Annotated in this window: 20 protein-coding genes; 10 read left to right on the forward strand and 10 right to left on the reverse strand. The window is 72.3% G+C overall.

The features are described from left to right. Nucleotides 1–271: 271 nt before the first annotated feature. Nucleotides 272–2,353 carry a recombinase family protein gene (locus tag ACY34K_RS02125; RefSeq protein ID WP_462742550.1) on the forward strand — a complete coding sequence of 694 codons (2,082 nt, stop codon included), beginning with the start codon at nucleotides 272–274 and terminating at the stop codon, nucleotides 2,351–2,353. Here ACY34K_RS02125 and ACY34K_RS02130 read toward each other — a convergent pair. From ACY34K_RS02130 to lipB, 4 genes are all read right to left on the reverse strand, one after another. After that, nucleotides 2,241–2,945, reverse strand: coding sequence for a DUF4191 domain-containing protein (locus tag ACY34K_RS02130; RefSeq protein ID WP_462742553.1), 705 nt, complete (start codon nucleotides 2,943–2,945; stop codon nucleotides 2,241–2,243). The genes ACY34K_RS02125 and ACY34K_RS02130 overlap by 113 nt on opposite strands. A gap of 19 nt (nucleotides 2,946–2,964) precedes the next feature. Further along, on the reverse strand, nucleotides 2,965–3,171 hold the full coding sequence (locus ACY34K_RS02135; RefSeq protein WP_462742556.1) for an SCO2195 family GlnR-regulated protein: 207 nt from the start codon (nucleotides 3,169–3,171) through the stop codon (nucleotides 2,965–2,967). 263 nt (nucleotides 3,172–3,434) lie between these two features. Then, nucleotides 3,435–4,388, reverse strand: a complete 954-nt coding sequence (gene lipA / locus ACY34K_RS02140; RefSeq protein WP_462742559.1) for a lipoyl synthase — start codon at nucleotides 4,386–4,388, stop codon at nucleotides 3,435–3,437. 101 nt (nucleotides 4,389–4,489) lie between these two features. Next, entirely contained in the window at nucleotides 4,490–5,299 is an 810-nt protein-coding gene (gene lipB / locus ACY34K_RS02145) for a lipoyl(octanoyl) transferase LipB (protein WP_462742562.1), read from the reverse strand. A 267-nt stretch (nucleotides 5,300–5,566) separates the two neighbouring features. On the opposite strand from lipB, the gene ACY34K_RS02150 reads away from it, so the two are divergent. Beyond that, entirely contained in the window at nucleotides 5,567–7,027 is a 1,461-nt protein-coding gene (locus ACY34K_RS02150; protein WP_462742564.1) for a regulator, read from the forward strand. 37 nt (nucleotides 7,028–7,064) lie between these two features. On the opposite strand, the gene ACY34K_RS02155 is transcribed toward ACY34K_RS02150, so the two are convergent. Both ACY34K_RS02155 and ACY34K_RS02160 read right to left on the reverse strand, forming a co-directional pair. Further along, the gene (locus tag ACY34K_RS02155) at nucleotides 7,065–8,396 is read right to left on the reverse strand and encodes an NAD(P)/FAD-dependent oxidoreductase (protein WP_462742567.1); all 1,332 of its coding nucleotides are present in this window, start codon (nucleotides 8,394–8,396) and stop codon (nucleotides 7,065–7,067) included. 222 nt (nucleotides 8,397–8,618) lie between these two features. Further along, nucleotides 8,619–9,797, reverse strand: coding sequence for a winged helix DNA-binding domain-containing protein (locus ACY34K_RS02160; protein WP_462742570.1), 1,179 nt, complete (start codon nucleotides 9,795–9,797; stop codon nucleotides 8,619–8,621). Between the two features lie 14 nt (nucleotides 9,798–9,811). Between ACY34K_RS02160 and ACY34K_RS02165 the strand changes: the two genes are divergently transcribed. Continuing rightward, nucleotides 9,812–11,425 (forward strand): alpha/beta fold hydrolase, encoded by a 1,614-nt coding sequence (locus ACY34K_RS02165; protein ID WP_462742573.1) that lies wholly within the window; start codon nucleotides 9,812–9,814, stop codon nucleotides 11,423–11,425. A gap of 103 nt (nucleotides 11,426–11,528) precedes the next feature. Here the strand turns inward: ACY34K_RS02165 and ACY34K_RS02170 are convergent, their stop codons facing one another. Continuing rightward, nucleotides 11,529–11,804 carry a hypothetical protein gene (locus ACY34K_RS02170; protein ID WP_462742576.1) on the reverse strand — a complete coding sequence of 92 codons (276 nt, stop codon included), beginning with the start codon at nucleotides 11,802–11,804 and terminating at the stop codon, nucleotides 11,529–11,531. Between the two features lie 134 nt (nucleotides 11,805–11,938). On the opposite strand from ACY34K_RS02170, the gene ACY34K_RS02175 reads away from it, so the two are divergent. Together ACY34K_RS02175 and ACY34K_RS02180 are read left to right on the forward strand one after the other, a co-directional pair. Next, nucleotides 11,939–12,301: an arsenate reductase family protein gene (locus ACY34K_RS02175; protein WP_462742579.1), complete on the forward strand. Its 363-nt coding sequence runs from the start codon at nucleotides 11,939–11,941 to the stop codon at nucleotides 12,299–12,301. Nucleotides 12,302–12,462: 161 nt separating this feature from the next. Next, complete coding sequence (locus ACY34K_RS02180; protein WP_462742582.1) at nucleotides 12,463–13,248, forward strand: RlpA-like double-psi beta-barrel domain-containing protein; 786 nt, start codon at nucleotides 12,463–12,465, stop codon at nucleotides 13,246–13,248. 39 nt (nucleotides 13,249–13,287) lie between these two features. Here the strand turns inward: ACY34K_RS02180 and ACY34K_RS02185 are convergent, their stop codons facing one another. Next, nucleotides 13,288–14,175 carry a Gfo/Idh/MocA family protein gene (locus ACY34K_RS02185; protein WP_462742585.1) on the reverse strand — a complete coding sequence of 296 codons (888 nt, stop codon included), beginning with the start codon at nucleotides 14,173–14,175 and terminating at the stop codon, nucleotides 13,288–13,290. 230 nt (nucleotides 14,176–14,405) lie between these two features. On the opposite strand from ACY34K_RS02185, the gene glnII reads away from it, so the two are divergent. Together glnII and ACY34K_RS02195 are read left to right on the forward strand one after the other, a co-directional pair. Continuing rightward, nucleotides 14,406–15,440 (forward strand): glutamine synthetase, encoded by a 1,035-nt coding sequence (gene glnII, locus ACY34K_RS02190; protein WP_462742588.1) that lies wholly within the window; start codon nucleotides 14,406–14,408, stop codon nucleotides 15,438–15,440. A gap of 352 nt (nucleotides 15,441–15,792) precedes the next feature. Next, complete coding sequence (locus ACY34K_RS02195; protein WP_462742591.1) at nucleotides 15,793–16,407, forward strand: winged helix-turn-helix domain-containing protein; 615 nt, start codon at nucleotides 15,793–15,795, stop codon at nucleotides 16,405–16,407. 4 nt (nucleotides 16,408–16,411) lie between these two features. On the opposite strand, the gene ACY34K_RS02200 is transcribed toward ACY34K_RS02195, so the two are convergent. Both ACY34K_RS02200 and ACY34K_RS02205 read right to left on the reverse strand, forming a co-directional pair. Continuing rightward, nucleotides 16,412–17,854, reverse strand: coding sequence for a PepSY-associated TM helix domain-containing protein (locus ACY34K_RS02200; protein ID WP_462742594.1), 1,443 nt, complete (start codon nucleotides 17,852–17,854; stop codon nucleotides 16,412–16,414). 54 nt (nucleotides 17,855–17,908) lie between these two features. Next, entirely contained in the window at nucleotides 17,909–18,529 is a 621-nt protein-coding gene (locus ACY34K_RS02205; RefSeq protein ID WP_462742597.1) for a hypothetical protein, read from the reverse strand. A gap of 196 nt (nucleotides 18,530–18,725) precedes the next feature. Here ACY34K_RS02205 and ACY34K_RS02210 point away from each other — a divergent pair, with 196 nt between their 5' ends. From ACY34K_RS02210 to ACY34K_RS02220, 3 genes are all read left to right on the forward strand, one after another. After that, nucleotides 18,726–19,712 (forward strand): NAD-dependent epimerase/dehydratase family protein, encoded by a 987-nt coding sequence (locus ACY34K_RS02210; protein WP_462742600.1) that lies wholly within the window; start codon nucleotides 18,726–18,728, stop codon nucleotides 19,710–19,712. Between the two features lie 277 nt (nucleotides 19,713–19,989). Then, nucleotides 19,990–21,279, forward strand: a complete 1,290-nt coding sequence (locus ACY34K_RS02215) for a sensor histidine kinase (protein ID WP_462742603.1) — start codon at nucleotides 19,990–19,992, stop codon at nucleotides 21,277–21,279. Continuing rightward, nucleotides 21,264–21,917 (forward strand): LuxR C-terminal-related transcriptional regulator, encoded by a 654-nt coding sequence (locus ACY34K_RS02220; RefSeq protein ID WP_462742606.1) that lies wholly within the window; start codon nucleotides 21,264–21,266, stop codon nucleotides 21,915–21,917. The genes ACY34K_RS02215 and ACY34K_RS02220 overlap by 16 nt, the downstream gene beginning before the upstream one ends. The last annotated feature ends 84 nt before the right edge of the window (nucleotides 21,918–22,001 follow it).

Raw genomic sequence — 22,001 nt, forward strand, 5'->3', positions numbered from 1 at the left:
GCAGGACGGAGCACGGATAACCGGTGAGGACGCGAGCCGCTGGCTGAAGGAGCACTTCGCCGGCGGGGGCACCCCGAAACTCACAGTTGAGTGGCGAGAGGTCGACATCCAGAGGCCAGGGCGGCTTACGACCGCATCATGGAAATCCTTTTCCCGACCAGCGACCGACGGGCCTTGACATATAGTCAGCCGCTGCATGGGTGACCCCGGCAGCGCGCCAACGCTCCGGGGTCTGGCCAGTCAAGAGAGGACTGACATGGGTAAGTCTGTCATGGCCGCGATCGAGGCGGCAGAAGGGGCCATTGGCACGCTTCGCGCCGTCGACTATCTGCGCGTCAGCACGGAGGAGCAAGTCAAGGGGTACGGCATCGCCTACACCGGTCGTGCGACTGGCGCTTACATCCAACGCAAAGGCTGGGAGCACGTAGACACCTACTCCGACGAAGGCGAGTCGGGAACGCTGCCCTGGCCCGAGCGTGAAGGCGCTGCCGACATCATGCGCCTTGCCCAGCAATCACCGCGCCCCTTTGATGTGGTGGTCGTGCATGAAACCCGGGCTATCGGGCGGAAGAACCGAGTCTTCTGGGATTGGGTATGGAAGCTCCAAGACCTGGGCGTCTTCGTTGCGGTTGTCGATGAGGACATCGACAACACGACGGACGAAGGCGAGCACAGGATGCAGGAGAAGGCCCACGAGGCCTTCAAGGAGCTGGCACGCATTCGGAAAAGGACCCAGGGCGGCATCCAGCAGAAGGCGTTCATGGGCGGCTTTCCGGGCGGGCAGCCCCGGTACGGCTACCGCATCAAAAACCAGGGCAAGAAGGGGGAACAGCTTCTCATCCCTGATGAATGCGATGGCGGAGACGCCTGCACCCGCGCCGACCCCTGCGCCACCATTCATGAGGCCGTCGTTTTGCGTGAGGGGCGGAAGCTGATCGTCAAGTACAGGGGGGACTGGCGCAAGGCCGCGCTCCGCCTCAACGCGGAGGGCTTGGTGACTCGCTCTGGCAAGCCGTGGAGTGAAGCGAACTTCCGCGCTCGCCTGATGGACGAGGGCCTTTTGAGCGCTCGGTACGTCTTCCGCAACCCGAAGAACGCCGTACTACGCCCCGATGGCACACCCGTGTGGGGCGAGTCGGTGACCATGCAACTGGACCCGATTTTCTCGCCCGACGAGGTGGCCGAACTTCGTCGGGCTGCATCCAAGCCCAGACGATCCATCGCTTCAGGGCGTATCTATGCGCTCTCCGGCCGCATTCAGAGCCCGTGTGGCAAGCATTACGTGGGCAGTGGCCCTTCCGGCGAGGCACCCCATTACGTCTGTGTCGGCAAGAGGGAGGCATACCCTGGAGCGCCTACGTGCTCTTGCTCCCAGCTTCACGCTCAGGGCGTGGAGCAGTGGGCCTGGGGAGAATTGTCCGCGCTTCTCGGCGACGCCGACAGGGTTCGGGAGATGGCGGCCCGCCGGGCGGGTCGATCTCAAGAGCGGACGGTTGACTACGCCTCACGCCTTGCCGATCTGGACCAGAAGATTGCCGAGCAGGACGACACCATTGACATCACCATGGTTGTTGCCGCGAGGAAGGCCACTCGGCAAGGGTTGGCCAAGAAGGACGCGGCGGCGGCCGTAGAAAAGGCGCTCAAGCCTCTTCACGAGGAGCTGGAGGAGCTCAAGAAGACACGCTCCGAGGTGGAGGCCTGGCAGGCAGAGGCAGCGCAAGCTGATCAGCGAGCCCGCGATCTCCAAAAGCTGGCCGAGTCAGCGCACTCCCGCCTTGAGGGGCTGGGCGCGGAGCGGCAGCGCGAGTTCTATGCGCTGCTCGACATCCAGATTTCCCTCCGCGGGCAAGTCCCGCCCATGCACCGCGGACTGAAGTGCCCAATTGGGGAATGGTTCAGGACTAACGGCCGTGCCGTGCCGACGCTGTGCGACCACACCTGGGACTTGGTGACAGCCGCGGAGAAGTTCCCGGGCGGGGGCCTCGTGCCCCGCCAGCGGGGCGGCCTGGCCCCTCGCACTGTCCTGGAGGCCTTCCTCAGGAAGGCGCGCTCTGGAGCACCCTGGCCGGAGCTGGACGCCGAGTACGGCTCCACGGGGCTGATCGGGCACTGGAAGCGCTGGAGCGCGTCAGGCCGCTGGGAGCGCGTCATGGAGGCACTCAAGGAGTGTGAAGGGGTACCAGTGGCGCCCCTTCACCCCTTGCCGTCCATGCACCTGAAAGGCGAATTGCGCCCCAGGGTCATCCTCGCGTCGAGCGACCGCGAGGACCACGACCGGGCATCGGGCCCTTCGGCAGCGGCATGTTGCTCATCAGGTCGCCCATCGCCCGGAGCCGGTCGTTGGCGGCCGTGACCTGCGGGCCGGTGAGCACCCGCGGCAGCTTCAGCATGGTGGTGCGGACCTTCTTCAGCGGCACCTGGCCCTCGCCGTCACCGACGATGATGTCGTGCACGGGGACGTCCACGACGATGCGGGCCATCTTCTTCTTCTCGGCCGCCAGCAGCGTCTTGAGCCGGTTGGGGTTGCCCTCGGCCACGAGCACGATGCCGGCTTTGCCGACCGCCCGGTGGACGACGTCCTGGCTGCGGTTCATCGCCACCGCGGGGGTGGTCGTCCAGCCGCGGCCCACGTTCTGCAGGACGGCGGCCGCCGCGCCCGGCTGTCCCTCCATCTGCCCGAAGGCAGCCCGCTCGGCACGCCGCCCGAAGACGATCGCCATCGCGAGGAAGGCCAGCAGGAAGCCCAGGATGCCCAGGTAGATGGGGTGCCCGATCAGGAAGCCGATCCCGAGGAGGACGCCGAAGACGACGATTCCCACGCCCGCGACGACAAGACCGACCTTCGGGTCGGCCCGTCGGGTCATCTTGTACGTCAGGGCGATCTGCTTCAGTCGCCCCGGGTTCGCAGCGGCGTCACCGCTGTCTGCATGTGCCTTCCTCGCCATGCTCTGAAGTTTACGTGGCTCAGGAAGTCCGGTCCGCCACGGCCTCCAGTACGTGCTGCGCCTCCACCCGGTCCTTGGCCCGGCGCCGGTCCTCCAGGACGGACGTCCAGGCGTTGCGGCGGGCGGTGCGCTGACCGCTGCCGAGGAGCAGTGCCTCGACGGCGCGCAGGGCGTCGGTGACGGACGGGATGGCGTTGGCGCGTACCTGCTGACTCGCGGCCTGCATGGTCGGGGTCCTCCCTGAGAGCGGGTTTCAACGGGAGTGGGGGGCGGAGCGCGGATTTCGCGCGCCGGGGAGCGTGCGCGGGGCGTGGAACCATCGTCACTGATTGGTGTTACCAGGGCGTGACCGACCGGTCAAACACTGATGAAAGCTCCGACACTCCCCCCGGAAATGTTGACGCGGCCCGTACGGGCCCGCTACCTGCGGGGACCGGACGGACCGCGCCCAATCGGCCATTACTGGCCGGTAATACTTTGTGCGCCGATTCACACGGCCGCTTCGCTGCGGCGCTCCATCGCCTGCTGGAAGAGGCGGCCGGCGCGGTACGAGGAACGCACCAGCGGACCCGACATCACGCCGGAGAAACCGATCTCGTCGGCCTCCTCCTGCAGCTCCACGAACTCCTGCGGCTTCACCCAGCGCTCCACCGGGTGGTGGCGCACGGACGGCCGGAGGTACTGCGTGATCGTGATGAGTTCGCAACCCGCCTCATGCAGATGACGCAGCGCCTCGCTGACCTCCTCGCGGGTCTCGCCCATGCCGAGGATCAGGTTCGACTTGGTCACCAGACCGGCCTCGCGGGCCTTGGTGATGACCTCCAGCGACCGCTCGTAACGGAAACCGGGGCGAATGCGCTTGAAGATCCGCGGCACGGTCTCGACGTTGTGCGCCAGCACCTCGGGACGGGACGAGAAGACCTCGGCCAGCTGCTCGGGGACGGCGTTGAAGTCGGGGATCAGCAGCTCGACCTTGGTGTGGCCGCCCTCGCGCTCCGCGGTCATCGCGTGGATCTGGCGGACGGTCTCCGCGTACAGCCAGGCGCCGCCGTCCTCCAGGTCGTCGCGCGCGACGCCGGTGATGGTGGCGTAGTTGAGGTCCATGGTGACGACGGACTCACCCACGCGGCGCGGCTCGTCCCGGTCGAGCGCCTGCGGCTTGCCGGTGTCGATCTGGCAGAAGTCGCAGCGCCGGGTGCACTGGTCACCGCCGATGAGGAAGGTCGCCTCGCGGTCCTCCCAGCACTCGAAGATGTTGGGACAGCCCGCCTCCTGGCACACCGTGTGCAGACCCTCGCTCTTGACGAGCTTCTGCAGCTGGTTGTACTCGGGGCCCATCTTCGCCCGGGTCTTGATCCACTCGGGCTTGCGCTCGATGGGGGTCTGGCTGTTGCGGACCTCCAGGCGCAGCATCTTGCGTCCGTCGGGTGCGACTGCGGACACGTCTGGCTCCTACGGCTTCGATTCCTCGGCGAACACCAGGGTACGCCCGATAAAAATGTGGCTCTTCCTCTGGCCAACCGGCGGCCGGAGGGGCGCATTCCCTAGGCGGTGGCCTTCTCCGCCTCGCGTTCGATCACACGGGGCCTCAGCTCCGCGTTCTCCAGGACCTCCCGCAGGTGCTTCTCCACCACGGGGACGACGTCGGCGAGCGTGACATCACGGCCGAGCTCGTTGGCGAGCGAGGTCACACCGGCGTCCCGGATGCCGCACGGCACGATCCGGTCGAACCAGGTGTTGTCCGGGTTCACGTTCAGCGCGAATCCGTGCATGGTGACGCCCTTGGCGACGCGGATGCCGATGGCCGCGAGCTTGCGGTCCTCGCGGCGCTGGCCGGCGTTGGACGGGGCGTACTCCGGGCCGTTCAGCCGCGGGTCGAACTCCTCGTCGTGCAACCGGGGGTCGAAGTCCAGGGAGAGCCCTCCGAGCGCGGGACGCTCCTCGACGGGGTCGCCCAGCACCCACACACCGCTGCGGCCCTCCACCCGCGTGGTCTCCACGCCGAACTCGGCGGCCGTGCGGATCAGGGCCTCCTCCAGGCGGCGCACGTGCGCGACGACGTCCACCGGGCGGGGCAGCTGGAGGATCGGGTAGCCGACGAGCTGACCGGGACCGTGCCAGGTGATCTTGCCTCCGCGGTCGACGTCGACGACCGGCGTACCGTCCAGGGGGCGCTCGCTGGGTTCCGTGCGCCGTCCGGCGGTGTAGACGGGCGGGTGCTCCAGCAGCAGACAGGTGTCGGGAATCTCGCCGGCGAAGCGGGCGGCGTGGACCTCGCGCTGCTTGTCCCAGGCCTCCTGGTACTCGACGGCTTCGTCGCCGAATCCCAGACGGATGAATCGCAGCTCACTCACGGCTAACGCCTCCCTCTCGTGTGCCGGGGGTCCGAGGGTGTCGCCCTCGGGCAGCAGGCACCGTGCATGTATCGCGCCCTCGCCACTGTACGGCCGGCGCCGCGGGCACGGACGGGCAGGTCGTTCCCGTCAGCGCCGCCCCAATCCTCACACGATCGGATGAATCCGGGGCGAAGGCGGCGGTACGGGCCTCCAGGGCCGTTAAATTCGCGCCCGTTCCAAGGGGGCTGCTACCCCGGGCCCGGAAGGCAGGAGACCGCACAGCTGATGACGGATCGACCCCCGCAGCGCAACCCGAACCGCCAGCTCGCCGCACTGATCGCAGAAGCCGGATTCTCCAACGCAGGCCTGGCCAGACGGGTCGACCAGCTGGGGCTGGAGCACGGCCTGGACCTGCGGTACGACAAGACCTCGGTGACCCGCTGGCTGCGCGGCCAGCAGCCCCGCGGCACGACGCCCGCGCTGATCGCCGAGGTCTTCACCCGGCGCCTCGGACGGCGGCTGTCGGCCCAGGACCTGGGTCTGGACGCCTGCGCGCCGGTGTACGCGGGCCTGGAGTTCGCCGCGACGCCCGAGGAGGCGGTGGACATCGTCAGCGGGCTGTGGCGGAAGGACTCCGGGAGCCACGCCGAGCTGCGCAAGATCGCCTTCACCCCGGCCGGACTCGTCGTCCCGAGCCGGGACTGGCTGATCGGCCGGGCCGACGAGCGGGTGGGGCGCGGCGAGCCCCCGCCGGGCGGTCCTGGCACGGTCGCCGGCGCCCGCGTCCCGGCACAGGGCCGGAGCTCCGTCCCGCGCCAGCGGTCCACCGACCGGGGGCCCGGGCAGCGGGTCTCCGGCGGGGACATCGCGGCGCTGCGGTCCGTCGCCGAGCTGTTCCGCACCCTCGACCACGCCTATGGCGGCGGGCACGCCCGTCAGGCGCTGGTGCGGTACCTGGAGCACGAGGCCGAGCCCATGCTGCGGGGGGTGTACGGCGAGACGGTGGGGCGGCGGCTGTTCGGGGCGGCCGCGGACCTGACCCGGCTGGCCGGCTGGACGTCGTACGACATCGCCGCGCACGGGCTGGCCCAGCGGTACTTCGTGCAGGCGCTGCGGCTCTCGCAGGCGGCCGGGGACCGGGCGTACGGCTCCTACGTCCTGATCACCATGAGCCGGCAGGCCGTCTACCTGGGACACGGGCGGGAGGCGGTGCAGCTGGCCCGGGTCGCCCAGCAGGGCGTCGGTTCCTCGGCGCCGCCCGTCGTGCAGGCGCTGCTGCACGCGGTCGAGGCCCGGGGGCACGCCGTCCTCGGCGAGGTCCGCGCCTGCACCGCCTCGCTGGTGCGGGCGGAGCGGGCGCTCGACGCGGCGCGGCCCGGTGACGACGTGCCGCACTGGGCCCGCTTCTTCGACGAGGCACAGCTCGCCGACGACTTCGGGCACTGCCACCGTGATCTGCAGCAGTACCGGGCCGCCGCGCAGCACGCGGAGCGGGCGCTCCAGCTGCGTGCCCCCGCCTTCGCGCGCAGCCGGCTGTTCTGCCGGATCGTGCTGGCCTCCGCCCGGCTCGGCCTGGGCGAGCTGGACCAGGCGTGCGCGCTGGGGGCGGAGGCCGCACAGCAGGCCGGCGAGATGCGGTCGGCGCGGGCGGTGGAGTACGTACGCGACTTCGAGCGCCGGCTGGAGCCGTACCGGGACGCGGCGGCCGTCCGGAACTACCGGGACCGGGTGGGGGCGATCGGCTGAACCCGCGCGCCCGGCGGGTCACCGGCGGGGGCCGCGCTCAGGCGGCGGCCCTGACCTGTGGAGCGCCCTCGCTCGCCCGGTGGACGCCGAGGTCGCGCAGGACGGCGTGGGCGGCACGGCGGCCGGAGTGGAGGGCGCCCTGCACGGTGCTCGTGTCGCGGTGGTCGCCGCACACGTAGAGGCCGTCCAGGAGCCGGACACTTCGGCGCAGGTCGTGCGGCGCGGGCATGGCCGGAACCGCCTCTCCGTCGTGGTGCACGGCGAGCAGCTCCCAGTCGCCGGTGGCCGTGCCGTACAGAGCGGCCAGCTGCTTTCTGACCCGGCGGTCCAGCTCGGCGCCGCCCGGTGTGGGGCCGAGGACGGTGGAGCTGACCAGGACGCGGCCCTCCGGGGCCCGCGACGGGTCCACCGCGCTCATCACGGTCGTGTGTGCGACCGGCCCGGCCCGGTCGGCGTCGAGGACGAGTGCGGCGCCCGTGGACGGCGCGACGGGGGCGGTGTGGTGCAGGACCGTCACCGGGTGGAAGTCCGGCACGCGCAGCCCCGGCAGCAGTTCGGCGGCGGACCGGGCACCGGTGGCGATGACGAGGGCGCGGCAGGTGAGCTCGCCGTACTCGGCCGTGACGACCTTGTTGATGGAGGCGTCCTTCACGCAGACGCCGGTGCGCACCGTGCCGGGCGGGAGCGCGGCCGCGAGGCGTTCCGGCAGGGTCGCCGCGCCGCCGGCGGCCACGCACAGCCTGCCGCGGGCGTAGCCGCGCAGCGCGAGGTCGGCGCACCTGCTGGAGGTGGTCAGGTCCGGGTCGCAGAGCAGCGTCGACAGCAGGGGGCGCAGGAAGCGGTTGACGGTGCGGGCCGGCAGGCCGCGCCCGGCGAGGGCCTCCAGGGCAGGCCGTTCGGGCCGGGCGAGCAGCCGGGGCGGCGGGGTGGCGGCGAGCCGGGTGAGCCAGGCGCCGAGGCGGGCCTGGTCCAGCGAGCGGGGGGCGCTCGCGAGGGCGCGCGCCCTGTTGAATGCTCCCCCCGCGCCCCAGGGGGCGTATGGGGCTCCCCACCGCGCGCCCCGTCCTTCGGCGGTCCGGTGGAGCCGCCCGTCGCTGTGGACCAGCACCCCTGGGTGGAACAGCCGCAGCGCGGAGCCGTCCAGGCCCTCGGTGCGGCGCAGTTCGGGGTACGAGGTGTTGAGCAGCTGCCCGATGCGGTCGAGCCGGAACCCGTCGATGTGCTCGGTGGCCATCCGGCCGCCGACGAGTGGGGCGGCTTCCAGGACGCTGACCGTGACTCCGGCACTGATCAGCTGATGAGCCGCGGACAGGCCCGCGATCCCGGCTCCTACGATGACGACGTCCGCGTGGCGTGCGTACTTGAGCACGTGTCCCTCCCCGGGGTGACGGTTCGGTGCGTGGGGGGCTGATGCCCTTAACAGGGCTGCGGAATACCCGAGTTCGGGGCGAGCGTAGGTTCCCCGGCCGTGCGGGGCAGTCGCGCGTGCGAGGTTCACCGATGCACGGGGTCGCACGGCCCCCGGCCGGGGCGGGCGCGGGCCCGGAGCCCGTGGAGCGCCCGCGCCGCGCGGGGGTGCCCGCGGGAGAGTTCAGGCGGACAGGGCGCGCTCCAGGGGCGTCCGGAAACGGGGCGTGATGCGGGTGCCGTTCAGCCAGGCGTGCAGACGGGCCGCTTCCGCTTCGATCGCCGCACGGGCCTCGCGGCCCGGGTCGGTGAGGAGGCGCCAGACCGGTTCGCCGTCCGGGCGCTGGGACCAGGCGCCGACGGCCCGGCCGTCCCACCAGATCGTGGGGCCGATGTTGCCACTGCGGTCGAAGAGGTCCGGGCGGTGTTCCGGGGTGAGGTACCAGTCGCGGAACTGCCAGCCCATGGGGGTGGGGTCCAGCGCCGGCAGGAAGACCGCCCAGGGGGCCGGGGGTTCGGTGGGAGCGGTGTCGTCGGGGAGGACGAAGCCGGTGGCACCTTCGTCGAGGTCGACGGGCACGGCGCCGACCGCGCCGAGGGCGCCCCTCACGTCGGTGACCTTCCAGCCCGTCCACCACTTGAGGTCGGCCTCGGTGGCCGGACCGTAGGCGGCCAGCCAGTGGCGGGTCAGGGCCGCGCGTGCCTCGGCCGCCGGGAGTTCGGGCAGGGCGGGGGCGATCGCCCAGCGGAACTGGCTGGACGTCCACGACCCCAGCGGTCGTCCGCGCACCACCCGCCCCTCGGTTCCGAGCACCCGCAGCAGGCGCGTCGAGACGGTCTGCGGCTGCTCGTAGCCGGTCCCGGGGGCGTAGAGGAACGTCTCCCGCAACCGGGGTTCGTCCTTGGCCAGTTCGGCGGCGGTGGCCTCGCCCCGGCCTTCGAGGGCGGCGAGCGCCGATGCCTCGACGTCGGCCAGCCAGGCACCGTCGAAGCCGCTGCCCGCGGTCAGCTGCTTGAGGAACCCGGTGCGTTCGCGTACGGCGACGGCGTGGGTGGTGGAGGACTGGACGACGGGCGCCAGCCCGGCGGGCACCACGAAGACCGTGTGGCGCATGCCGTGCATCCTGACCAGGGTGCGGTCCTCGTACAGGGCGCGCTCCATGGCGGCCACCGGTCCGGCCGGGTCGGTGAGGCGGGCGCCCACGGCGAGGTGCACGGTGGCCGGGTCGGTGCCGTGCAGGGCGGTGAGCGAGGCCGCGACGTCCTCGACCCCGGCGGCCCGCGCGGCGGGCGCCAGGTGATGGCGTACGGCGATGCGGCGCCGTCGCTCTTCGCCGGTCATCCGGGGTCGTGAGGTGCTCATGTAGAAACGTAATCATGGATGCGATCGAGTGCGACGGTGAACGGATCAGTGTGGTGTCGCGGGCGGGGGACCGAACCGCTCCGGGGACGGTGGTACTGCTGCACGGGGCCGGCAACGGCAGCGCCGGCAAGCTGCTTCCCCTCGTCGAGGAGTTCGCCGCACGGGGGTACCGGACGCTGGCGCCGGACTTCTCCGGGCACGGCGAAAGCAGCGGCGAACCGGACGAGTTGAGCCTGGAGCGGCGGTTCGTGCAGGCCCGGGCCGTGATCGACCGGCTGGCGCCCGGCGCGGAGCCGCTGGTGCTGATCGGTTTCAGCATGAGTGGGCAGACCGTCGCCGATCTGCTCCGCCACTTCGGCGACCGGGTGACCGCCATCGGGATCTGCGCACCGGCCGTCTATGCGCGCGAGGCGTGGCCGGTGCGGTTCGGTCCCGCCTTCACCGAGGTCATCGGCCGGCCCGACGGCTGGCGGGACTCGAAGGCGCTCGACACCTTCCGGGAGTACGAGGGGACGGCCGTGCTGGCGGTCCCCGGCACGGACGAGGTGATTCCGCCGGAGGTGACCGCGGCCGTCGAGGACGCGCTCGCTTCCCGGTCACGGTACCGGCGGCTCGACGTGGAGCGGTCGGGCCACCGGCTCGGGGCGTGGTTCGCCCAGGAGGCCGAGGACCGGCGGCGGTTCGTGGACGCCGTCCTGGCGGAGCCGAGGACGCCCGCCTGGGTGGCCAAGCAACTCCCCGGTGGTGCACGGGTGCGGGAGGACGTACGGCTCCGGGGAGGCTGGACGTCCCGGATGCGCCGGCTGCGGGTCGAGGAGCCGGACGGCGAGCGGGAGGTGGTGCTGCGGTCGTTCGTGAAGCCGTTCTACCGCAGGCACGCGCCCGGGCTGCTGGCCCGCGAGGCGGAGATCCTCGGGCTGCTCGCCGGGACGGACGTGCCGGCGGCGACGTGCCTGGGGGTCGACCCGGCGGGTGAGCACTGCGACGACCCCTCCCTGCTGATGTCGCTGCTGCCGGGCTCGGTGCGGGTGGACGAGGAGGAGCTGGAGGCGCGCGCCGAGCTGCTGGCGCGGCTGCTGGTGCGTATCCACGCCGTCGAGGTGCCGGAGGACGCGCGCCCGCGGACCTATCAGGCCTGGACGTCACCGGAGCGGGTGCGGGTGCCCGAGGGCACGGCCCGGCCGGAGCTGTGGGCGCGGGCGGTCGAGGTGCTCGGGCAGCCGGCCCCGGACTACGAGGGGCGGTTCCTGCACCGGGACTTCCACCCGGGCAACGTCCTGTTCACCGGCTCCGGGGCGGACCTGCGGGTGAGCGGTGTCGTGGACTGGGTGGAGACGTCGTGGGGCCCCGCCGACCTGGATGTGGCGCACTGCTCGACGGCCCTGGCGCTGCTCCACGGGGTGGACTGCGGGCTGCGGTTCGCCGAGCGGTACGTGGCGCACGGCGGAGTCCTGTCCCGGGACCCGGCGGCGCGGCGGTACTGGTGGCTCCTGGACGCGCTCGCCTTCGCGCCCGACGCGGAGAAGGTGGCGGTCCCGTGGCGGGAGCTGGGCCGCACGGACCTGACGCCCGAGGTACTGGGCGGCCGGCTGGAGGCATACGTCGGAGAGGTGCTGGCGCGGCCCTGAGCCGGGTCCGGTTGGCGTCCCGTCCGTGGCTGCGGGCGGTCCATGGCCGCGTGTCGGTGCGGTCCGTGGCCGCCGCCCGGTGCGGGGGCGGCCACGGAGGCGGTCAGCGACTGGAGTGGATGAGGGCGCGCACCATCCGGCAGGTGGTGTCGGACGGCGGGTGGATCCCGATGCGCTCGGCCGTGTCGCTTATCGTCTCGTTGTCGGCCTTGGACGGGTGGTAGACGCCCGAATCGAGCAGGGCGATCGCCAGCCGCATGGCCTTGAGGCGGCGGTTGTGGGACACGTACCACTCGCGGGGCCGGCCCGCCGGCAGTGGCTTCTTCTGCAACGGCTTCCAGGGTTCGAGGGGCAGTGTCGTGAGTGCGGCAACAGCCATCGGCGACCTCCTGGTTCGCGGTGTGGGAGCCCTCCCCCGGGCTCTCACGAACTCCCTCGATTTTACTGGCCGCCACTGACAATCGGCCCTGGCCAGGCAGGCTTTGCGGACCGCCGGGGAGTACCGTGGCGGGCATGGAGATCTGGATCAATCCCGCCTGTTCCAAGTGCCGCGGGGCACTGAAGCTGCTCGACGAGGAAGGGGCCGACTACACCGTCCGCCGCTACCTGGAGGACGTTCCGTCCGCGGACGAGATCCGCGAGGTGCTGACCCGGCTGGGGCTCGAACCCTGGGACATCACCCGCACCCAGGAGGCCGCGGCGAAGGGGCTCGGCATGAAGGACTGGCCGCGTGACGCCGGAGCGCGCGACCGCTGGATCACGGCGCTGGTGGAGCACCCGAAACTGATCCAGCGCCCCATCATCACGGCCGACGACGGCACGGCGGTGGTGGGCCGCACCGAGGAAGCCGTCCGGGACGCGCTCGGCCGCTCGTAGGGGATCTGAGGGGCTCTGAGGGGCTTTGAGGGGGCTCTGAGGGGCTCGAAATACCTTGAGTGACGCGTGAGTTGAGCGAAATCGACTTGCTACTCGTACGTAGGGGCAACCGGAACCGATCCGGCCGCCGTTCGGGCGGCCGGGGACAGGAGTCCCCCCACGTGTCACGCAAGAAGACCCTCAGCGGGAAGAAGAAACTGGCCCTGCTCGTCGGCGCGGCCGCGATGGTCGGTGGTACGGCGGTCGTGATGACCGGGACCAGCCAGGCGTCGGTGGCCTGTGACGGGCTCGCCACCGCGCTGCGCAACAACGAACAGTTCATCGCCGGACAGCGGGCCAACCCGGACGCCCAGTCGGAGGCGAGGATCGCGAACCGGCAGGCGGTGATCGAGGAGATCAAGCGCAAGCAGGCGGCTTCGGGCTGTGAAGTGGGCCAGGGCGGCGGCGAGGCGGCCGGTGCGGGCGGCGCCCAGGCCGGCGGTCAGGGTGAGCAGGGCCAGGGCAACGGAAACCAGGGGGCCGGGAACGGAAACCAGGGCCAGGGCAACGGAAACCAGGGAGCCGGGAACGGAAACCAGGGCCAGGGCAACGGAAACCAGGGAGCCGGGAACGGAAACCAGGGCCAGGGCAACGGAAACCAGGGCGGCGGGAACGGCGGGGAGGCCGCGCAGCCGCCCGGTCAGGGTGAGCAGGCCGGCGGCGAGGTCGTGTGTGCCGGGTCCACCGTCACGCTGTCCGGTGAGGGCGGTGCCCCCGCCGCCTCCAGCAACCAGTTCCCGATCGGCACCAAGCTGAAGGTGACCAACCTCGACAACAACAAGTCCACGACCGTCGAGGTCACCTCGGTCTCCGGGAGCTGCGCGCTGCTGAACAACGCGGCGTTCGAGCAGGTCCGCGAGCCCGGCAAGTTCCTGATCCGCAAGGCCAGGATCGAGCGCGTCGGCTGACGGACGACCGGCCGGCGCCGGTCGTCGCGGAGGCGCGGCCTACCCCCCGAGCCGCGCCTCCGCCTCCGCCAGGATTTCGGTGAGCCGCAGCCCGAAGCGGGCGTCGCACCCGTGCGGCACCCCGCTGCGCGTGGCCTCCAGCAGGGCGTCCACCGCCGCGCGGAGCGATCCGGTGGCGTCCGCCCACGACGGCATCGCGGTCCGCCCCCGCTCGCCGAAGAGCGTGATGCCGGCGTGCGAGGCGGTGGCGGGCGCGCTCAGGCTGAGGGTGGTGGTGCTTCCCGCGCCCGAGGCGTGCCGCAGTACGAGGTGGCGGGTGTCGCCGGCCCCGTTCACCGCCGTCACCCCGGTCACGTCGCCCAGCACGGGCAGCAGGACGGACAGCAGGTGCGGTCCGACGTCCCAGAGGCCGCCCTTCTCCTTCCGCCACGGCGAGGCGGCGTAGGCGCTGGTCGAGCCGGGGCCGAAGAGGGCGCCGAGCCAGTGCGCCTGCGCCAGGTACCAGCCGCCCAGAGCGGCCTGCTCCTCGACCCACGGCGCGGTGTCAGCGGCGAAGCGCAGCGTGCAGAAGACCACCGACGCGACGCCGGCCCGGTCCGCCGCGTCCGCCACCTCGCGCGCGGCCGTCACGCTCGTCGCCACGGGCTTGTCGAGCAGCAGGTGGCAGCCGGCCGCCGCGGCGCGTGCGGCCAGTGGTGCCTGGACGTCCGGCGGCAGCGCGAAGGCCACCGCGTCACAGGCCGCGAACAGCTCGTCCACGTCGGCGTACGCCCTGGTGCCGTGCGTGGCCGCCAGCTCGGCGGCCGCCTCGGGACGCCTCCCCCATACCCCGGCGAACCGGACGTCCGGGTGTGCGGCGAGTGCGGGGGCGTGGGTACGCGCGGCCCAGGGGCCGGTGCCGAGGAGTCCGATGCGCTGCTTGGTCATGCCGGCCAGTGTGCCCGTTGCTCGGACGGCGGCGTGGGGCGGCCGGCGGCGCAGGCGGACGGCGGCGTACCGGCACCGCAGGGCCGGATCCACGGCCGGGGCCCCGCACGGCGTGCGCCGTAAAGACAGGAAAGCTGAGTAACACGGGGTTCACAAACGGGCAACGGTCGGGAAATCGCACATTGCGAAGCTGCGCGGCATACCGCTGCACCCGCAAAGGATGAGGCCCCGTGACCATCAAGGCTGAGTACATCTGGATCGACGGCACCGAGCCGACCGCCAAGCTTCGCTCCAAGACGAAGATCCTGGCCGCCGGTTCCTCCACGGCCCTCGCCGACCTGCCCATCTGGGGCTTCGACGGGTCCAGCACGAACCAGGCCGAGGGCCACGCTTCGGACCGCGTACTGAAGCCGGTCTTCGTCTGCCCGGACCCGATCCGCGGCGGCGACAACGTCCTCGTGCTGAACGAGGTCCTCAACATCGACATGACGCCGCACGAGTCCAACACCCGCGCCGCGCTCGTCGAGGTCGCCGAGAGGTTCGCCTCCCAGGAGCCGATCTTCGGCATCGAGCAGGAGTACACCTTCTTCGAGGGCGACCGCCCCCTCGGTTTCCCGGCGGGTGGCTTCCCTGCCCCGCAGGGCGGCTACTACTGCGGCGTCGGCGTGGACGAGATCCACGGCCGCGACGTCGTCGAGGCGCACCTGGACCACTGCCTCACGGCGGGCCTGGGCATCTCCGGCATCAACGCCGAGGTCATGCCGGGCCAGTGGGAGTTCCAGGTCGGCCCGCTGGCGCCGCTGGAGGTCGCCGACCAGCTGTGGGTGGCCCGCTGGCTGCTCTACCGCACCGCCGAGGACTTCAACGTCTCCGCCACCCTCGACCCGAAGCCGGTCAAGGGCGACTGGAACGGCGCCGGCGCGCACACCAACTTCTCCACGAAGGCGATGCGCGAGGGCTACGACGCGATCATCACCGCCTGCGAGTCCCTCGGTGAGGGCTCCAAGCCCCTCGACCACGTCAAGAACTACGGCGCGGGCATCGACGACCGTCTCACCGGTCTGCACGAGACCGCCCCGTGGGACCAGTACAGCTACGGCGTCTCCGACCGCGGTGCCTCGGTCCGCATCCCGTGGCAGGTCGAGAAGGACGGCAAGGGCTACATCGAGGACCGTCGTCCGAACGCCAACGTCGACCCGTACGTGGTGACCCGTCTGCTGGTGGACACCTGCTGCGCCGCCCTGGAGAAGGCCGGCCAGGTCTGATCCGGACGACCACCGCTCGAGCGCGCGAGAGCCCCCGCCGGCCGCCGGCGGGGGCTCTCGCGCGTGGTCCGGCGTGTGGCGTGCGCCGCAGTGGACGTGAACAGGACTGCTGCGAGCCCCTCTTGTCTGCTTCAATGGGGGCATGGCCAGCCTCCGGAACGCACACGCGACGGGTCGTACCGACCTCGAGCCGTTCTGGCCTTCCCGTCAGCACCACGACTTCGACCGGGTGTGTTGCCGCGCGATGACCGCGCCGGCCCTCTGAAGCCCTTCGGCGACACCCGTCCGACCGGCCTTCGGCCGCCGCGCAAGACGTCTTCCCGTCCCTCCGCGCGAAAGAGCTGACCGCATCATGGCCCACACCCGTACCGTTTCCACCGCGCCGTCCGCCGCCCCGCTCACGGGCCGCCACCGCCTCCGGGCCGTGGGCAACGATGAGGAGCGGGGTGTCCCCCGCCCGAACGGAGCCGAGAGCGCGGGGACCGACCTCCCCGGCTTCCTCCCGCCGGGCGCGACCTGGCTGCCCGCTCCGCCGCACACCCTGCCGGCCCTGCCGGGCCGGCCGCCGATGATCGGCTACCTGGTCCTGGTACCGGCCGAGCAGGCACCGCAGGGCGTGGCCGCGCCCGCCGCCACCACTCCCGCCGACGTGGTCTCCGGCACCGCCGCCGGGACGGACGCCGTGCAGGGGCCGGTCACCATCGACGCTTCACGGCGGACCGCCGCGGTGGAGGGGCGGCCACTGGACCTGACCTACCTGGAGTTCGAGCTGCTGGCGCATCTGGTCGCCCATCCTCACCGGGTGCACACGCGTGACCAGCTGGTCACCACCGTGTGGGGTTACGGGCACGTGGGCGACGGGCGGACCGTCGACGTCCATGTGGCCCGGCTGCGGCGCAAGCTGGGCGCCGAGCACCGCCGCGCGATCCAGACCGTGCGGCGGGTCGGCTACAAGTACACGCCCTGAGCGCTCAGGAGGTGCTCCCGGTGGCGCGCCCGGCGCGGGCCCGGGCCACCAGGCCCAGGGCCACGTCGACCACCAGGAACGCGAGCAGGCTGAGCCCCAGCAGGGGCACGAACCAGCCCACCAGTGCCGTCGCGGCGGCGAGCGGGAGGAGCACGGTGACCGGAACCTTCCGCCACGCGCCGCGCGGCATGGGCCGGCCCGTGCTCAGCTTGCGCACCTTGGTGGGCCGGCGCAGCCACCACAGGCGGTAGCCCCACACGATGAGCAGGATCAGCGCGATCATCAGGGCCGCCAGGGCCAGCTGGTTGGCGAGCCCGAAGAGGACGCCCATGTGGGCGTCGATGCCGAAGCGGGTGAGCTTGGCGAGCACGGGGTAGTCCGCGAACCGGAGTTCGTCCATGACCGTGCCGTCGGCCGGGTCGACGGCGACCGAGTCGAGGTGGACGGGGAAGGTCGTGTCGGTCTCCTTGACCACGTACCCCTTGCCCTCGGACGGCAGGAGCACGGAGATCTTCCCGTCCACGCCCGCGGCACGGGCGGACTCGACGGCCTTCTCGATGCCGACGTCCGGGCCCTTGGGCGCCGGCGTGGGGTGGTGGCCGCCGCCGTGGCCCTCGTGCCCGGTGCCGCCGCCGTCGGCGGCACCGGGGAGGGTGGCGGAGACGGTGGGCGTGGCCCCGCCGAGCTGGGTCTGGATCGCGTCGATGTTCTCACCCGCGTACCGCGACCAGGTGAGGCCGGTCGCGGAGAGCAGGACGAGGCCGGTCACGGCCCACAGGCCGACCGAGCCGTGCCAGGAGAGGGTGCGGCGGCGGGACTTCGGGCCGCGCTCGGGCAGCAGCAGCGCGCGCTTGGAGGCACGCCTGCGGCCGGTCCACAGGAGCAGGCCGCCGAGGGCGACGACCCACATCCAGCTGGCCGCCATCTCGCTGTAGTTGCGGCCGGGTTCGCCGAGCCGCAGGTCGGCGTGGAACTCGGAGAGCCAGGCGCGCAGCGGGAGGGCGCCGGAGCTGCCGTAGCTGGGCAGGTCGCCGCGTACGTCGGCGGTGTAGGGGTCGACGAAGACGGCGAGGGACTTGCCCTCCTCGATGTCCGGCGTGGTCATGAGGACGCGGGTGGTGGCGCCGTCCTCGGCCGAGGGCCAGACGGCGGTCACGGTCCCGTCGGGGTGGGCCGCGCGGGCGGCGTCGACCTGCTGGGTGAGCGGGAGGACGTGGTCGCCGACGGGGACCTCCAGCTCATGGCTGTAGAGGACCTTCTCGGCCTGGAAGGAGAGGGCGTAGAGCAGTCCGCTCACGGCGGCGACGAGGAGGAGCGGGGATATGAGGAGGCCCGCGTAGAAGTGCAGGCGCAGAAGGAGGGGGCGCAGGGCGCTCCAGGTCGATGCGGTCTCGGCGGGGGTCGGCGCGGCTGCTGGGGCCGCGGTCGCCCGGTCGTCAATGGCCATGACTGTCCTAGGTGTCGGCGTACGTGCGTGTCTGCAGGGGAAATCGGCCCCGGATCAGACGTGCGTCGCTCCCAGGACCGTGGCGCGGGGTACGGACAGGGCGGGCGGGCCGCGCCGGGAGACGGTGTGCGCGAGGACGACGCCGGGGTGTCGCCGGACGGTGGTGGTGCGCGGGCGCCGGGGGCGCGGGGCCCGCGGGAGGCGGACGACCGCGAGCAGCAGGCGCAGCGGGGTGAAGGCGAGGGCGGCGACGGCGCGGGCGAGCCGGAAGAAGGAGGCTTCACCGCGCGCGAGCCACAGGGCGCAGACGGCGGCGGCCAGGAGGTGGGCGGTCCACATCCCGGTCGACGCCCCGCCGAGACCGACGGCTTCGAGGAGCTGGGCCGGGCCGGGCAGGGTGCCGCCCGGCGCCGGGCCGGCCGTCAGGTCCGCCGCCGCGGTGCCGTGCCCCTGCCCGTGGCCGTGGTCGTGGTCGTGCACCGGGGAGGCGGGGGTCTCGGCGGCGTGGTGGGGGCGGCCCGCCCCGAAGGTCGCGTGCAGGACCGCCTGGAGCGTGAGGAGCCCGGTGGCGATGAACGGCGTCCCGCGGCGGCGGCCGGCCGCCAGCCATGCCAGGACGGCCGTCGACGCGAACGCGGCGAGCAGCGAGGGCAGCGGAATGCCATGGTCAGACATGGACAAATGCCCCACAGCAGCCAAGGTCACGCACACCGCCGCGAAAAGCGCGGCTCGGAGGGCGCGTATCGGCGACCGGACATCCGTCATCGTCCGCACATGCTGCCATCCCGGAACGGGGCGCGGCAGACCAGGTGTTCTCCTGGCAGCAGAAGTCCCTTTCACAGCACCGGTGTGAAAAGGCAGAGTCGCCTCCATGAGACTTCTGATCCTCGGTGGTACGGAATTCGTCGGCCGCGCCCTGGTGGAGGCGGCCCTCGCCCGTGACTGGGACGTGACGGTGTTCCACCGCGGGCGCCACGAGCCACCGGCCGGAGTGGCCTCCCTGCTGGGCGACCGGACCGCGCCGGACGGGCTCGCCGCCCTCGCGGACGGGCGGTGGGACCTGGTCGTCGACACCTGGTCGGCCGCGCCCGCGGCGGTGCGGGACGCCGCCCGGCTGCTCACCGACCGGGCCGGGCACTACACCTACGTCTCCAGCCGCAGCGTCTACGCCTGGCCGACGGCGGCGCGGCTGGACGAGGACGGTCCCGTGGTCGAGGGGTCGCCCGACGCGACGGACGTGCCGTACGCGGAGTCCAAGCGGGGCGGGGAGCTGGCGGCTGTCGCGGGGTTCGGCGCGGAGCGGGTGCTGCTGGCCCGTGCGGGGCTGATCCTCGGCCCCTGGGAGAACATCGGGCGGCTGCCCTGGTGGCTGAACCGGATCGCGCGGGGCGGCCCGGTCCTCGCGCCGGGGCCGCGCGACCTTCCGCTGCAGTACATCGACGTGCGCGACCTCGCCGAGTGGACCCTCGACGCGGCCCGGGACCGGCTCTCCGGGGCGTACAACCTCGTCTCCCCGTCCGGGCACACGACCACGGGGGCACTGCTGGAGAGCTGTGTCCGCGTCACGGGCTCGACCGCGGAGCTTCGGTGGACCGCGCCGGAGGTGATCCAGAAGGCGGGCATCGAGCCCTGGACGGGGCTGCCGGTGTGGCTCCCGCCGGGCGAGCTGCACGACGCGATGCACACCGGTGATGTGTCCAAGGCGCTGGCGGCGGGACTGCGCTGCCGCCCGGTCGCCGAGACGGTCGCCGACACCTGGGCGTGGCTGAATTCGCTCGGTGGCCGGGCTCCCCAGCGGCCCGACCGGCCGCGGGTGGGGGTGACGCCCGAGCAGGAGGCCAGGGCGCTCGGTCTGTGACCCTCTGCGAGGCGGGTTCGGGGAGGGTGGTGCCAGCCACACCCCTGCCGGGTGTTCAACCCCAGTGACCTGTGGCGGGACGAGCGGCGAGACTGTACGCGGCTCGGCGGACCGGCCCCCCTCAAAGGGGCTCGGTTCACCTCCGGGGCGCCTCACGCGGTGTCGACGGTCGGTCGTGCTCGGTTCCTCGTTCCGCGGAACCTCCGCGCGCGCTCTCCCTTTCGACACCGCGGCGCCCCTTCAGCTCGACTCGCCACGGGGAAGGGAACGATCACCAATGAACGCGACAGGGGTGCGGGCGTCGCTGCGCGCCGCGGTACGGGGATTCGGGTTGTCGTTCCTCGCCCTGCCGGTGTCGGCCGTGCTGCACGTGCTGACCGTCACCTCACTGGCGCTGATCCCCCTGGGCGTCGGGGTGTTCACCACCCCGGCGCTGCTGATGGCGGTGCGCCGCCACGTGGGCCGGCGCCGGGCGCTCGCCGCCGCGTGGGCGGACATCCGCATACCGGAGTCGTACCGGCCGCTGCCCGAGAGGCGCCGAGACGGGGTCGTCGGCCAGGTCGACCTGTGCGTGCGGCTGTTGAAGGACCCGGCGACCTGGCGGGACATGCGCTGGTTGTTCGTCGACATGTCGGCCGGCTGGTTCACGGCCTTTCTGCCGGCCGCCCTGATCCTCTACCCGGTCGAGGGTCTCGTGCTGGCCGCGGGTCTGTGGCGGGTGTTCGACGGTGGGGACCCGTACTGGTACGCGTTCGTGCCCGTCGACAGCCAGGCGACCGGGCTGGCCGCCGCCGCGGTCGGTCTCGGGATCTTCGCCGTCGCCCTGCGCGTCGGGCCGGCGCTGCTGCGCGCGCACTTCGCACTCGGCAAGGCACTGCTGGACCGGCCGCTGGGTGCGGAGCTGAACGAGCGGATCGACCGGCTCACCGAGACCCGGCACGACGCGGTGGACACGTCCGCCGCCGAACTGCGGCGCATCGAACGGGATCTGCACGACGGCGCACAGGCCCGGCTGGTCGCCATGGGCATGGACCTGGGGACCATCGAGTCGCTGGTCGAGAGGGACCCGGCCCGCGCCAAGCAGCTGATAGCGCAGGCCCGGCGGAATTCCGCGGACGCCCTCACCGAGCTGCGCGACCTGGTCCGGGGGATACATCCGCCCGTGCTCGCCGAGCGGGGCCTGGGCGACGCGGTGCGGGCCCTCGCGCTGCGGCTGCCGGTGCCGGCCGAGGTGACGGTGGAGCTGACGGGGCGGGCGGAGCCGCCCGTCGAGTCGGCGGCGTACTTCGCCGTCAGCGAGCTGCTCACCAACGCGGTGAAGCACGCGGACCCCGACTGGATCGTGGTCGACATCAGCCATGAGCACGGAATGCTGCGGGTCACGGTCACGGACAACGGCCGTGGTGGCGCGGTGATCCACGCCTCGCACGGGGCCGACGGCGGCGCAGGATCCGGGCTCGCCGGGGTCGAACGCCGGCTCGGTACATTCGACGGCGTCCTGGCCGTCAGCAGCCCCGCGGGCGGTCCCACCATGGTGACCGTGGAGATCCCGTGCGTGTTGTCCTAGCCGAAGACCTGTTCCTGCTGCGCGACGGCCTGGTGCGGATGCTCGAGGCGTACGGCTTCGAGATCCTGGCCGCCGTGGAGAGCGGACCGGAACTGGCCGAGGCGCTCGCCTCACTGGAGCCGGACGTCGCCGTCGTCGACGTCCGGCTCCCGCCCTCGCACACCGACGAGGGACTGCAGTGCGCGCTGGCGGCGCGGCGGGCGCGTCCCGGGCTGCCGGTGCTGGTGCTCTCGCAGCACGTGGAGCAGTTGTACGCCCGGGAGCTGCTGGCGGACGGCACGGGTGGGATCGGCTACCTGCTGAAGGACCGGGTGTTCGACGCGGACCAGTTCATCGACGCGATACGGCGGGTGGCGGCGGGCGGCACGGCGATGGACCCACAGGTGATCTCCCAACTGCTGACCCGGCGGGCACGGGACGAGCCGCTCGGCGGACTGACGCCGCGCGAGCGGGAGGTGCTGGAGCTGATGGCGCAGGGCAGGTCCAACACGGCGATCGCGGCCCAACTCACGGTCACCGAGCGGGCGGTGGGCAAGCACACCTCGAACATCTTCGCGAAGCTCGGCCTGGAGGTGTCCGACGACGACAACCGCCGTGTGCTGGCGGTGCTGGCGTATCTGGACCGGGGCCGGCCGTGAAGGATGGCACCCCTTGGCCCGCTTTGCGGACGTAGATTTCTACGAAACCTCGTGGGCCGTGAACGCCCTGTGAAGGACGTCCGT

This window comes from Streptomyces sp. STAM6, from assembly GCF_054963715.1.